We start from the raw sequence: 12,240 nt of genomic DNA on the forward strand, positions 1-12,240 counted from the left end.
GCAAGCTGTCGGCTGATAGTCCGAGGTGGCTCCCCGTGGTTCCGGGCAAGTTAAGTTTTGAGGCGTGAGCGCTAATCAAGGAGTGTTGGATGAGTAATATCGTGTGGCACAAACATGCCGTGGACAAACAGAGCCGGGCCGAGCTTAAAGGGCAAAAACCGCTGGTGATCTGGTTTACCGGGCTCTCCGGGGCGGGCAAATCCACCCTGGCGGGGGCGTTGGAGCAGGCGCTGGCGGCACAAGGCAAGCACACCTATCTGCTGGATGGGGACAATGTGCGCCACGGCCTGTGCGGCGATCTTGGTTTCGATGATGCTGCGCGGCAGGAGAATATCCGCCGGGTCGGCGAAGTGGCAAAACTGATGGTGGATGCGGGCCTGATCGTGCTCACCGCCTTTATCTCGCCGTTCCGTGCCGAGCGGGCGCTGGTACGCAATCTCTTGGGGGAAGGGGAGTTTGTCGAAGTCTTTGTCGATGTGCCGCTCGCCATCTGCGAAGAGCGCGACCCCAAGGGGCTCTATAAAAAAGCGCGGGCAGGGGAAATTCGCAACTTTACCGGCATCGATTCCGCCTACGAGGCACCGGAAAGTCCGGAAATTCATCTGCTGAACGCCGGCAAGCCGGTAGATACCTTGGTGGATGAGTTGATTACTGCTTTAAGGCTGCGGGGGGTGATCGACTGAGGTCGCTTATCCGAACCGAAATTTGATAAACAAGGGGGCGTTCGCCCCTTTGTTTATTTTTTAGATTGTTATACACTTCCTGCTTCAAAACTTAATAGTTCATCCATAGCATGAAACTCTAATTGCTTTGGACTATTTTTAACATTTAAGTACTCAGTTATTGATTCAAACAACGCATCATGGTCAGCTAAATCAGAATCAGTGAAAACCAGGATTGAGATACCAAATTTTCTGAAATATGACTTTAGCTTTCTCATTTCTTTTTCAAAATTTGCTAAAGCTTCCGCATTGATTTCTTTTTGCGATTTACCTTTGGTGCCAGTTAAGGTGCCGTGAGTTGACCATGGTGATAACTCAAAGCCAACCTTAGTCATGTTATAAGGGTTGATCACTGTAAAATCTAAACGATATTCGTGCTTCTTCTCTAGCCCACCATAACGAAACTCAGGGATTAGGAGTGGAACGCTTTCAGGATTATCGCTTGCTTTGACAAACTCACAGTATCGTTTTGCAAACTCCATTTCATGTGTAGAACCAGAGTTACGCACTAATGTATTTTTGAAAAAGCTTAAGTATTGGTCTAAATCTGAAAAGGTTATTCTCTCGTCTTCGCTTGGTACAACAAAACCAGTTTCTAAGATGTGCCCTATTGTCCAGTACGTTTTCTTAAAACGTCGAATTTCGCTCTTGTCATTTTCCCATTGACCATTGCTAAATCTAGGAGTTACCAATATTCCATACGACGCATTTTCCTGACCGATCCACATCACTGACTCTTCAACAGTAGGACGAACTTTTGAAAGCTCCTCATAATTTCTCAAGTACGTTCGCTCTAGAAATAGGTGTAACCACTCCCTAACTTCTTCATGGTCGCGGTAATGGGAAAAGGCATCGAAATACTTATTTCCAGGTTTGGCGTAACGACCAAGTTCTTCAAGCGTGTTCAAAAAGCCTTTTAAATAGAGTGAACGAAACTGTTGTGGTGTATCAATCACCTCATTTTTCAGATCAATATACTCTGCATACTTACCACCAAAAGTCGCGTTCAAAGAATGCTCATTTCTATAACCAGTAAGCTCTAAAATTTTGGGAAGCAAAGATTTAATCTTTGCTGACAAATTACTAATTTCTTTGTTTCTTCTAGTTTTTTAGGATCTCTTTTTGCCATAACATTCTCTTTCTTTACTATATTTGCCGTACCTAACGAAGTGTATAACGCCCAAATCAGGTGCGCCGTAGGCGTCACCTGGATTTGCTTGTTATGTTTCGATTTTGAAGTAATCCTTGAACTTCAGACTCAAAGACTTCTTGTTCATCGCTGTTTTCACTGAAAAAAGCATCGGATGTTTTGAGCTTTTCAAGTAATGAAATAATTGAGTTTATATTTTCAAGTAACTTGGACAATATTTTCACTCTTTCAATTTTATGCCTGTCAGCTTTAGGAAAGCTGATGGTGTATTTTCTATACTCTGTATTTCCGTTCCATTCGCTTTCCCATGATGCGTCATTCAAAATCAAATTTTTAATGTCTTGCGCATTCTGCTCGGAGCCAATCAAGTGAACCAAAGCTTCAGGATTTAAACCTAGATCTTCCATGCAAATATTATGAATAACACTATGCCGTGAAAATTTTCTATTATGATAGTTAGTCTCACTCTCCAACAGTTCCAGTATAATTCTTCTAATGGAATTACAATGCTCTGTGATAATAAAATCAGACTTTAGTGAATTGATATCAATTTTAGCAGTAGTATGGATATTACAGAGAAGCACTTCAAAAAATACTTCTATATCATCTGATAATCTACGCACTGCTTCAGTCTTAGCATTTATATGCGAGTGAGGTTCTTCTACAGCTGTATATATGCTTCTCTTTAGCTCTGGTAATCTTGTATAAATCCAGTTTAAAACTTCTTCTGAATCCTTCATAATTTGAGAGCTCAGTTGACACAATAAATTATCATTAGTTATCGTTCTCAATCTCATCCATGTATTAAAAACGGTGCCTCTTTTAATTGTCAGCTCTTGATTTTCTCTTTGTTTTAGTTTGATTTCCAGCTCATTATGAAAGTAATTAATTATCGGAGTAAAATCGAAAACTTGTACCCTATTGCCTTCTTCCAAATCCTTCGATAGTAGAGGTAAAAAGTCACTCAAGTCTCTTTCATCAACCGCTTTAATATATTTTCCCGTAGCTTTTTCAACCAACAAAGATCGTACTGAAAGATCATTACTCATAAATTGTTACTTCTTCCTTTGATAAGATGGGGCTAAATTATACGGCATTTCTATTTCTAGAAGATGCCCCCTAGAAACATAACTTTTAATTGTGGGGCGCGTTAGCGTACCACACCAATTTTTTGTTATATCGACGTGTATTTTGACTCTAATTTTAATAATTCATCGCAGAGTTTCTCGTATTGTTGAGAAAATGCATCATTAAGCGGAGTTAAAACATCTCGTATGTTGGGCTAAAAATCGTAGGTTGGTGCTGAACGAAGTGAAGCCCAACGTTTACCGCGAACATATCTGCAAATTTGCGAGCGGCACAATCCATGTTTATCCGGCTCTGGTTGGCGTAATGATGCTCGTCTGTTGGACTTCCTACGCTCTGCGCCAACCTGAAAAAAACCACGCTACCGCCCCTGAATTCCAGCCTCCAGCTTGCTGCTTTACCTGAGATTTGGCACTGGCTTGGTTCATGGCTGACTCCAACGAGAGGTTGCCAAGCGGCTATGTTACCGAATGGGGCTGCGGAAGAAAGCGGATACGGGAAATTTCCTGAGCAAGATCAATAAATTAATAAATGACGGGCGGCGATATAACCACTCAATAGTGGCGCATCAGAGTTGGGGAAAATCGGACAGTGAAGCGAGAGTGCCGCCCTCTTGCTGGCGGGCATTAAAAAACCCTATGGGCCTGTGGGCCCATAGGGTTTTTCTGCGGTGATTGTTTGTGTTGTGGTTATCTGGCTTGGCGAACCGGCACGGCGCGGGTGGTGGTCACTTCGTAGCGGCTTTGGCTTGCCGGAGCCCCTTTCTGGAACTGGCGTACCAGCCGGTCGAGATCGCTCAACTGGTTGACCAGCTGGGTGATGCCGTGCACGGCGTGCTGGCTGCCCACGCTGGAGTCATCGGCCAGGGTCTTGATGCTGAGCACGTTGCGGTTGATCTCGGCGGTAACGTGGGACTGCTCCTGCACCGCCTGGGCAATCTGGCTACTGCCTGAGGCGACTTGCTGCAACATGTTGTTGATTTGCTGGAGTATGGTGCCGGTCGCGGTGGCCTTCTGCTGGCAGCTGTCGGCAAGTTGGCAGCCCTTCTCCATCGCTTGCTCAGCCTCGCCAGAGCTGTTTTGCAGCTCGGTGATCATCTTCTGGATCTCGCTGGTCGAGGATTGGGTCTTGATGGCAAGTGAGCGAATTTCGTCGGCCACCACCGAGAAGCCGCGACCCGCTTCGCCAGCCCGGGCCGCTTCAATGGCAGCGTTGAGGGCCAACAGGTTAGTCTGGTTGGCGATGTTGTTGATCACATCGAGGATGCCGTCGATATCGCGGCAGTGGCCGACCAGCGCGCTGATGACAACCTTGGAGGTGGTCAGCTCGCTGTTCATGCCCGCCACGGCAGCCACGGTTTCGGCCACGCTGTGGTTGCCGCTCTTGAACAGGTCGGCGGTCTTGTCCAGCAGGCTGGAGGATTCGCTGGAGCTCTGCGACACCTCGCGAATGGACTCCGACATCTCGGTCACGGCGGTCGCCACCTGATTAGTTTCGGCCTGCTGCTGTTGCAGGTTGTCGGTGATGGATTCGGCGTTGCGCAGATCCCCCTCTGCGGCCTGCAGTATTTGAGTGCAGGTTTGCTGGGTGCGGGCCAGTACGGCATTGAACTCGGCCTGATTCATCAGCATGGCGAGCTCGATGGCGGCGATGTTGTCGACCTTGTTGGTATAGAGCAGCTGCATCAGCGGGTTGTCGAAGCGGCTGCGAGCCATCTTGTTAAGCTTGCCCAGACGGCGGGAGAGGGCATTGATAACCATGGCAGCGAGTGCCAGTGGGAGGGCTGCCAGCGTCAGTTGCCAGTTAATGCCCTGGCTGTAACCCAGGCCGAGCATGGTCGCCAGACTTAGCAACAGGCAGAGGTTGATGGTCAGGGTATGGGAAAAGGTGGGCAGTCTGAGAGCCAGTGGAACCTTGTCATTGCGCAGGTCGGCATAGACGCCCTCGGCACGCTGTTTGAGCGCTTCGCTCGGCGCAGTACGTACCGATTGAAATTCGGCTATCCGTCCATTTGTGTCTTTGATCGGGGTGACAAAGGCGCTGACCCAGTAGTGGTCGCCATTCTTGCAGCGGTTCTTGACCGGCCCCATCCAGCTCTTTCCCTCCTTGATGTGGTGCCACATATCTGCAAAGGCCTGTTTGGGCATATCCGGATGGCGCACCAGATTGTGATGCTGACCTCGTAACTCGTCAGGGCTGAATCCTGCGATGTCACAGAATTCATCGTTGGCATAGGTAATGCGACTTTCCAGATCCGTGGTGGAGATCAGGTTCTGGTGGTCCGGATAGAGGCGTTCGCGCTGAGTAACGGGTTGGTTGACTCTCATGGAGCTGCTCCAGAATGGGGTTGTTAGGAAAGACGTATTGCCAGTGCAAGTGGCGCACCAAGGTGACACCTTTGGTGATGATTTTGTAAATAGAGGCTTTATCTGACCAAAATGGTCAGACTTTGCTGAGAGTCCGGATCATGGAGGGGTGATCAAACAGATCGATTCGCATTTCGAGAACCGATTTGGGAGCAACAGGAGGAATTTCGCAAGATGGGGCGACAGGCGTGTCACGACAAGAGGAGCCCGCCGAGGGCTCCCCTGGGATCAGACGGTCGGTGCCGGCGAGAGGGGATCTTGTTCGGGCGGCGGGGGCAGCGTCATGGTCTCGATTTGCAGCCCCTGCACCAGCACGGTTTTCAGGTCCTGCAGATACTCCTCCAGCGGTGACTCCTGCAACAGCTGGGCGAGTTCATTGCCCACAGGCGTCAGGCGGTAGTAGAGCAGGGTGATGTTGGCCTGCTTGCGTTGCAGGCGCCAGTGCTGGTTGCCAAACGCCAGCTCCACCCCATCGGCGGGCAGTGGACCGGATTCCAGCTCCCCTCTGTGCAGCAGACCGAGCTCGAACAACTGCAGCAGAGCATTGTAGGGCAGCCGGTATTTGCCAAGGCCAAGACGAGTCACCTTGGCGCGGGTAAGCAGGCTGGCACCCTTGTGCAGCCCCAGCAGCAGACGCTGTTCATCGCTGCCCGCATAGTGGCAGGAGAGAGCGCAGACTCGCTGAAACAGCATGGCTTCACGCTGGGTCATCTCTTTGAGGGTGGTCAGGGCGCGGATGGAGAAGCGGCCGGGAGTGGCGATCTCGATGGCGAAGATGCGGCCCCACAACTGCTGCATGGGCACCATGCTGATGTCTTCCGCCAGTTGCAGGAAGCGGGTCAGCCAGTCGCTGTCCATCTCGCCGCCGGCAGCCGTCTCCTCACAGTGACGGGAGGCCATCACCATGATGGCTTCCAGGTTGCGCTGGCGAGCGGCCTGATCCGCCAGATGGCGAAAGGTGGCTCGCTGTTCGAAGGTGCTGTCGCTGTTGCGAGTGAGCATGCCATCGATACAGCGGCTGCGGGCCAGGCGCAGGGTCTGCTCCTGGCTGCTCAGGATGGCACTCTCTTTCTTGGGCGGGGGCAGGTCAGCCATGCTGGCTCCGTGATCGCAAGGTTTGGCCTTGAATGTTACTCCAACCGGCATGGCGGGCAATCCCTCAGGCAGGGACTATGTCTGGATTTTTGCCCGTGACGGGACAAAAAATGGCCTCCGAATGGAGGCCATCTCGTGGCTGGCGTTATTGCAGGGCCGGGGTATGCGTCATGGTGGCCAGTGCCCGAACACCTTTCATGGCCAGGATCACTCTTCGTAGACGCTGACCTCGACCCCTTCCATGGAGTAGGAGGCGGTCGCCATTTCATGGCTGGAACTGATGGTGCGCATCTTGCCCTTCACCCAGATGGCGTCCCAGAGATCATCCACGGGAGCTCCCTTGGGATAGCTCACATAGATCACCTGATTGGTCGGGGGGGGCGGCACATGGATACAGGCGCCGAAGTAGGGCACCAGCAGGAAGGCGGTGATCTTCTTGGCATCTCCCTCCAGCGGCACCACGAACCCCGGAATGCGCACGTCCTGCTGATCCAGCTTCTGATTGACGCCCCCCACGGGTTGAGGAACCGACATGGGATCTTCATGGTTGACCTGGGGCGGCGGCAGCAGTCTTTCCCCTTCCGGGATCAGCACATCCCAGTCGATGGTCTTGTAATCAGCGGCCACCGCCGGCAACACCAGCAGGCTGGCCAGCAGCGCCATTATTTTCCACTTCATCATCTGTCCTTCTGTTTGTCGCTCACTAGACCCGGATGCTCATGCCATCGCTCAGGCTGTAACGGTAGGCGCGGGCCGCTGGCAGCAGGCCTATCACCATGCCAGCCAGCCACACCAGCCCCAGCAGTTGCCATTCATAGGCGCTGGGCAGCCCCAGGCTCAATTGCAGGCCATAGTGGCTGAGCAACCAGGGAGTGGCAAGCCCTTGCCCCAGATAGAGCGCGGCTACCCCGACGGCTATGCCAGCTGTGGTGAGGGCCATCGCCTCCAGCGCCAGCAGCAGGAAGAGGTGGGCGGGGCCAGCGCCGAGGGATCTCAATATGGCCAGCTCGCGCCGCCGCTCGTTGAGCCCTGCCAGCAGTGTGGTCAGCATGCCGATGAGGCCCGCTACCACCACGAAGCCGGCGATCACCGAGAGCGCGGTTTCTGCCACGCTCATCAGGCTCCACAACTCCTGTAGGGCCGCCCCCGGCAGGATCGCCATCAGTGGCTCGCCTCTGTAGGTGTTGACGCTGCGCTGAAGCTGGAACGCCAGGATGCGGTTGCTCAGCCCCACCATGAAGGCGGTAATGGTTTTAGGCGTCAGATCCTGCGCCAGTGCCTGCTCGGCGGTCACGTTCTTGCTGTGACGCCCCGTATCCCAGCCGAGGTGTATGGCCTCGATACCGGCCAGTGGCACATGAATGGTGCGATCGATGGGGGTGCCGGTCGGTGCCAGTATTCCCACCACCTTGAACGGCAGGTTGTCATGCTGGCTGAAGGAGGTATTGCCGGCGCCGTGGGCGATGATGATGGATTGATCCAGCCGGTAGCCCAGCTTCTCTGCCACCTGAGCACCCAGCACAGCCTCGAATGGCGTGTCGAACGGCCGCCCCTCCCGCAGTTGCAGCGACTGCTGCTGGCCGTACTTCAGATGAGTGAAGTAGTCGCCATTGGTACCGAGTACCCGAAAGCCCTTGTGGGAATCCCCGAGGGAGAGGGGAATGGTCCAGGCCACGCCGGGTTTCTGCTGGATGGCTTGATAGGCATCCCAGCCTACGTTGTTGGTGGGATTGCCGATGCGAAATACCGAGTAGAGCAGCAGGTTGACCTGGCCGGAGCGGGCGCCGACGATAAGGTCTGTGCCCGATACCGTATTGGAAAAGCTCTCGCGGGCCTGGGTGCGAACCCGCTCCACCCCGAGCAGCAGGGTGACGCTGATGGCCACGGCCAGCAGGGTCAGCCCGGCGGTGAGACGACGGGCCCAGAGACTTTGCAGGGCAAGTTTCAGCACGTTAGCCTCCGGTTTTGTTGTTGCGATGCATCCGCGCATGCGGATCTGGCCGGGCACGTGCCGTGGTGATGAATGGTCAGCATATGGCCCTCCGGTTGAGCTGTTGCAGGTTTTCAACCCGCGGGAAGAGAGGTTCGAGGTAGGGATCGTGACTGACGAAGATGAGGGTCGAACCCTGCTTGTCACACTCTTCGAACAAGAGCTTGATAAAGGCGGCCCGGTTGTCGGTATCCAGGGCCGAGGTGGGTTCGTCGGCGATCACCAGCGGCGGCGAACCGATCAGCGCCCGTGCGGCGGCAACCCGTTGCTGCTGGCCTATGCTGAGGGCGTGAACGGGACGATGCAGTGCTTCGTCCGGCAGTTGCAGCTCTGCCAGCAGACGGCGTGCCTCCTGTTCGGGGCTGCCTTGCAGACGAGCCCGCTTCTCGGACGAGAAGGTGAGGGCGGCGGTGACGTTGTCCAGCACGGATAAAAATGGCAGCAGATTGAACTGCTGGAAGATATAACCCAGATTGGCCGCCCGGAAGTGGTCACGGGCACGGCCGGATAGCTGGGCCAATGGCTGGCCCAGCACCTCCAGGGTGCCGTGGTTGGCGGTCTGGATCCCGGCCAGCAAGCCGAGCAGGGTCGACTTGCCCGAGCCCGACGGACCCTTGATAAACACCCGCTCACCTTGGGATATGGTGAGGGCGGGCAGATCGAGTACAGGCTCGTGACCCGGCCAGGAAAAGGCCAGATCGCGGATCTCAACCACGGCTTTTTTCATGGAATTACCAGCTCAGCTTGTTGGCGGATGGGGTCAGCTCGGCCGCAGTCTGGCCGCTGGGCAAGATGCCCTGCACGCTCAGCTTTTCCAGGCTCGGGTAGACGCTGAACAGGGTGGCTTCCAGGCCGGTCAGCTTGGCAGGTGTCTGGCAGGTGTAGGTGTACATGGCCCCCAGATCGGCGTGACCCGCTTCATCATGGTGGTGTTCATCGTGATCGCTGCCAGCCTTTTCATGGTCATGGTCATGGTCATGGTCATGGTCATGGTCATGGTCGTGATCTTCTTTGGCCGCCCGCAGCTCCTGGTGAGTCAAGGTGCAGCCAGCCGCCGGGTCTAAACGGAACAGAGCATCCGGCTGCTTGAGCTGAGCCATGGCACTGGCGTATTGCGCCTTGTCTGCATCGCTCTTGGCGGCGTGCTCGAATCCGACCAGATCGGCGCCGGGTGCCTGCAACTCTATCATCAGCTGGTTGCCATCGAGCACCAGATTGAGGTGAGCGTGACCGTGCTCGTGGGCATCGTGGCCGTGGCTTTCATGCTCGTCGTGGTTTGCGTGCACGCCAAAGGCGGCGGCTGCCAGTAATAAGGTGACTGCTTTCATCGTTAATCCTTGCGAAACAATTAATAAGAGGAATGTTCAGAGGGAAAAGTGATGAGGGGTGGAGGCGCGCGGATGCGGCAATGACCTGTGGTTCTGTACTGCGGGGTAGGGAAAGCGATGGGGGCGAGATGACCTGCGACAAAGAGTGGCTGTGGGACTGGCAGTGTCGGCGTCAGAGCAAGCTTGCCATCCAGATGGAGGGCGCAGAGAAGGCAGCTGTGATTGTGGTCCGGCAGGTCTGCTTCCAGCGGGTGTTGTGCCAGCGCCGGTTGTATCCACAACCAGCCCAGCAGCAACAACCCGATTTTCAGCTTGGAACGACCCATAGACCCTTATGAAAGGGCGCCGTCAGCGCCCCTTCTCTCTGATTCAGAGATGGGACTGGATGAGCCCCATCACGGTAGCAATATTGGTGGCATCGAGCTGGCCGTCTTTGGCGAACAGCACCTTGCCCTCTTTATCCAGCAGTATGATGGCCGAACTTTCCGGCGCGAGCTCCCAGGCGTTGCGAGCCATGCCTTTGGCATCCAGTACCATGGCGGACCAGGGGAACTCTTTCTTGCTGTCTTCGGCACTGCTCTTCACAAAGCCGGAAGTACCCCAGATGGCGTCATTGCTGTTGATGATGGTGACGGTCTGGTACTTGTCGTGAGGTAGCTTGGCCGCTTTGATCGCCTCGATCATAGGGGCGTTCAGTTCCTTGGCACTGGATCGACCCGCTATGTGCTGGATCAGAAAAATTTTGCCAGTCAGTACCTTGCTTTGCCAGGGTTGGTAGCTGACCTCTTTCTCTTTCAGCACCAGTTCACCCTTGTCGCTGATATTGACCAGCGGCACTTGGGCAGACTCCTTGATGTTGTGAGCCATGGCCAGGGTCGGCAGCAGCGCCAGAGTAAGTACGAGATGTTTCATCCTGATGACACTCCTTTTGTTATGTTATAACGATTTTTCACTTGAGGGAATGGGGCAGAACTCATCCTAAACTGATCGGATCTGTTTAAAAAGTGTTAAATAAACTCGCGAGAGCGTCGAAGGTGCCGCCCGTCAGCGCTGAGCTTGGCTGACAACGGCGGCAAGGATGGCACGCAGTCGATAAAAATCAATTGGTTATCAACTGGTTTGATGAGTGTAGAGCCTAGTACAAGGGTTCGCTGACCAGCGGGATCTTGGCCATGGTCATCTGCTCGGCCAGCAGGGGCGAACCTGTCAGCAAGACGTGGCGCTGATTGCCGATCACTACCGTATCCCCTTTCAATCCACTGTCGGCCGTGATGGCCAGCCAGGCTGGCGAGACGCTGCCGATGCTGATATTCGGATAGATGATGCTGAGCATGTATTGCGGTGCCAGCTCTGCCAGCAGGCTTGCCATCAGCAGTGCCTTCTCATCGCTGTCTGCCTTGTTGTTCTGCAATGCCTGCAGGGGCGGGGCGAAGTGATCCATCTGTTCCGGTGGCGTGGGTATACCGCTCAGCCACTCCTGCAACAGGCCGACGCTGGTGGCCAGGTCCTTGGCAGAAAACTGTTTTGCCAGGGGCTTGAGATCCCCCTTGAACTGGTAGAACAACTGGGAGTAATTGGGGCGCACGCAGGGCAGCTTGCGGTTGGATGGATGAACGCAGGGCACGACCCGCATCTGGTAGAAGGCGTCGTCCTGATATTGCTGGTAAGCCTGCCAGAACAGGGTCGACTCCATGCTGTCGTCGCGCAGGGTGAAGGCCTGCTCCAGATTGCGAAATTTGGTGGCGGTCTCGGGACTGTTCTGATTGATGAGATTGATGCTGTTGTAAAGACGCGGGCTTATGTAGGAGTAGAGTGTCTCCAGCGGATAGTTGAGGGCGGCATCGAGCAGGGTCATTTCGTGGCGGCTGACCGACATGATGCGTTCGTTGGTATTCAGTTGCAGTCGCTTCTGTTGCCCGTCGGCAGATTGCCATTGCCAGCTCAGGTTGACCTCGCTTGCCCCGACCGTCGATGCGACCACTAGACTCAACAACAGACCTTGTGCCAGCTTCATGATGGTGCATCCTGCTCGGGGTGATACTAAACAACTAGGTGAGCCGACCGGATTTGGATTGGTTTAGTTTTTGTGATCTGGGTAACAGTCTGATAAGGCTTTAAATTTAATTCTCGAAATAAGTCATACAGGAAACTGCCATGAAGCGAATTCCGATACTCTTGCTGCTGTTGGCCGCCTTGCCTGCGGCGGCGGGCCAGGTGATCGTCAACCAAGGCATGTCCATTGAGGACACGTTCGCGCTGCGAGACAAGCTGGCGCGGGAGCATGAATGGCAGGAGTGGCTGCGTTTCCAGCAGGCCATCAAGTGGCTGGAGGTATTGCCGGTCAACTGTGAGCTGATGAGTCAGCCGGGCGGTGGTTATCGCTGTGGCAGCAACCATTACCGACCCTATCAGCAGGATGGACGGGAGATTTACATCCAGGGCGATCCAGCCGGTGTGACGCCGGGTCAGCCTCCGTCGCATCCAATGAAGAAGGCGCCCTGAG

13 protein-coding genes are annotated in these 12,240 nt (G+C 54.3%); 2 read left to right on the top strand and 11 right to left on the bottom strand.

What is annotated here, in order from left to right:
- The first annotated feature begins 89 nt into the window (after positions 1–89).
- Positions 90–683 (top strand): adenylyl-sulfate kinase, encoded by a 594-nt coding sequence (gene cysC / locus AC1P02_RS08795; protein ID WP_485185035.1) that lies wholly within the window; start codon positions 90–92, stop codon positions 681–683.
- A gap of 68 nt (positions 684–751) precedes the next feature.
- On the opposite strand, the gene AC1P02_RS08800 is transcribed toward cysC, so the two are convergent.
- From AC1P02_RS08800 to AC1P02_RS08850, 11 genes are all read right to left on the bottom strand, one after another.
- On the bottom strand, positions 752–1,801 hold the full coding sequence (locus AC1P02_RS08800; protein WP_485185037.1) for a hypothetical protein: 1,050 nt from the start codon (positions 1,799–1,801) through the stop codon (positions 752–754).
- 124 nt (positions 1,802–1,925) lie between these two features.
- On the bottom strand, positions 1,926–2,921 hold the full coding sequence (locus tag AC1P02_RS08805) for a hypothetical protein (protein ID WP_485185039.1): 996 nt from the start codon (positions 2,919–2,921) through the stop codon (positions 1,926–1,928).
- A gap of 726 nt (positions 2,922–3,647) precedes the next feature.
- Positions 3,648–5,285: a methyl-accepting chemotaxis protein gene (locus AC1P02_RS08810; protein ID WP_485185041.1), complete on the bottom strand. Its 1,638-nt coding sequence runs from the start codon at positions 5,283–5,285 to the stop codon at positions 3,648–3,650.
- A gap of 267 nt (positions 5,286–5,552) precedes the next feature.
- A complete protein-coding gene (locus tag AC1P02_RS08815; RefSeq protein ID WP_485185043.1) occupies positions 5,553–6,419 on the bottom strand; it encodes a TIGR03899 family protein in 867 nt (288 codons plus the stop codon).
- A 207-nt stretch (positions 6,420–6,626) separates the two neighbouring features.
- Positions 6,627–7,100, bottom strand: a complete 474-nt coding sequence (locus AC1P02_RS08820) for a DUF3299 domain-containing protein (RefSeq protein WP_011899071.1) — start codon at positions 7,098–7,100, stop codon at positions 6,627–6,629.
- Between the two features lie 22 nt (positions 7,101–7,122).
- Positions 7,123–8,370, bottom strand: coding sequence for an ABC transporter permease (locus AC1P02_RS08825; RefSeq protein ID WP_485185045.1), 1,248 nt, complete (start codon positions 8,368–8,370; stop codon positions 7,123–7,125).
- A 76-nt stretch (positions 8,371–8,446) separates the two neighbouring features.
- Complete coding sequence (locus AC1P02_RS08830; RefSeq protein WP_058395243.1) at positions 8,447–9,136, bottom strand: ABC transporter ATP-binding protein; 690 nt, start codon at positions 9,134–9,136, stop codon at positions 8,447–8,449.
- A 4-nt stretch (positions 9,137–9,140) separates the two neighbouring features.
- The gene (locus tag AC1P02_RS08835) at positions 9,141–9,737 is read right to left on the bottom strand and encodes a DUF2796 domain-containing protein (protein WP_485185047.1); all 597 of its coding nucleotides are present in this window, start codon (positions 9,735–9,737) and stop codon (positions 9,141–9,143) included.
- A gap of 20 nt (positions 9,738–9,757) precedes the next feature.
- Entirely contained in the window at positions 9,758–10,063 is a 306-nt protein-coding gene (locus tag AC1P02_RS08840; protein ID WP_087757212.1) for a hypothetical protein, read from the bottom strand.
- A gap of 43 nt (positions 10,064–10,106) precedes the next feature.
- The gene (locus tag AC1P02_RS08845; RefSeq protein ID WP_485185049.1) at positions 10,107–10,649 is read right to left on the bottom strand and encodes a YtfJ family protein; all 543 of its coding nucleotides are present in this window, start codon (positions 10,647–10,649) and stop codon (positions 10,107–10,109) included.
- A 223-nt stretch (positions 10,650–10,872) separates the two neighbouring features.
- Positions 10,873–11,751, bottom strand: coding sequence for a hypothetical protein (locus AC1P02_RS08850; RefSeq protein WP_021139182.1), 879 nt, complete (start codon positions 11,749–11,751; stop codon positions 10,873–10,875).
- Positions 11,752–11,891: 140 nt separating this feature from the next.
- Here AC1P02_RS08850 and AC1P02_RS08855 point away from each other — a divergent pair, with 140 nt between their 5' ends.
- Positions 11,892–12,239: a hypothetical protein gene (locus AC1P02_RS08855; RefSeq protein WP_021139183.1), complete on the top strand. Its 348-nt coding sequence runs from the start codon at positions 11,892–11,894 to the stop codon at positions 12,237–12,239.
- The last annotated feature ends 1 nt before the right edge of the window (position 12,240 follow it).

The organism is Aeromonas sp. TS_SC_11 (genome assembly GCF_057318915.1).

Bases quoted from the DNA above. Each gene is read 5' to 3' on its own strand.
- cysC (WP_485185035.1), top strand. From the start codon at position 90: ATGAGTAATATCGTGTGGCACAAACATGCCGTGGACAAACAGAGCCGG.
- AC1P02_RS08805 (WP_485185039.1), bottom strand. From the start codon at position 2,921: ATGAGTAATGATCTTTCAGTACGATCTTTGTTGGTTGAAAAAGCTACG.
- AC1P02_RS08810 (WP_485185041.1), bottom strand. From the start codon at position 5,285: ATGAGAGTCAACCAACCCGTTACTCAGCGCGAACGCCTCTATCCGGAC.
- AC1P02_RS08815 (WP_485185043.1), bottom strand. From the start codon at position 6,419: ATGGCTGACCTGCCCCCGCCCAAGAAAGAGAGTGCCATCCTGAGCAGC.
- AC1P02_RS08820 (WP_011899071.1), bottom strand. From the start codon at position 7,100: ATGATGAAGTGGAAAATAATGGCGCTGCTGGCCAGCCTGCTGGTGTTG.
- AC1P02_RS08830 (WP_058395243.1), bottom strand. From the start codon at position 9,136: ATGAAAAAAGCCGTGGTTGAGATCCGCGATCTGGCCTTTTCCTGGCCG.
- AC1P02_RS08835 (WP_485185047.1), bottom strand. From the start codon at position 9,737: ATGAAAGCAGTCACCTTATTACTGGCAGCCGCCGCCTTTGGCGTGCAC.
- AC1P02_RS08840 (WP_087757212.1), bottom strand. From the start codon at position 10,063: ATGGGTCGTTCCAAGCTGAAAATCGGGTTGTTGCTGCTGGGCTGGTTG.
- AC1P02_RS08845 (WP_485185049.1), bottom strand. From the start codon at position 10,649: ATGAAACATCTCGTACTTACTCTGGCGCTGCTGCCGACCCTGGCCATG.
- AC1P02_RS08850 (WP_021139182.1), bottom strand. From the start codon at position 11,751: ATGAAGCTGGCACAAGGTCTGTTGTTGAGTCTAGTGGTCGCATCGACG.
- AC1P02_RS08855 (WP_021139183.1), top strand. From the start codon at position 11,892: ATGAAGCGAATTCCGATACTCTTGCTGCTGTTGGCCGCCTTGCCTGCG.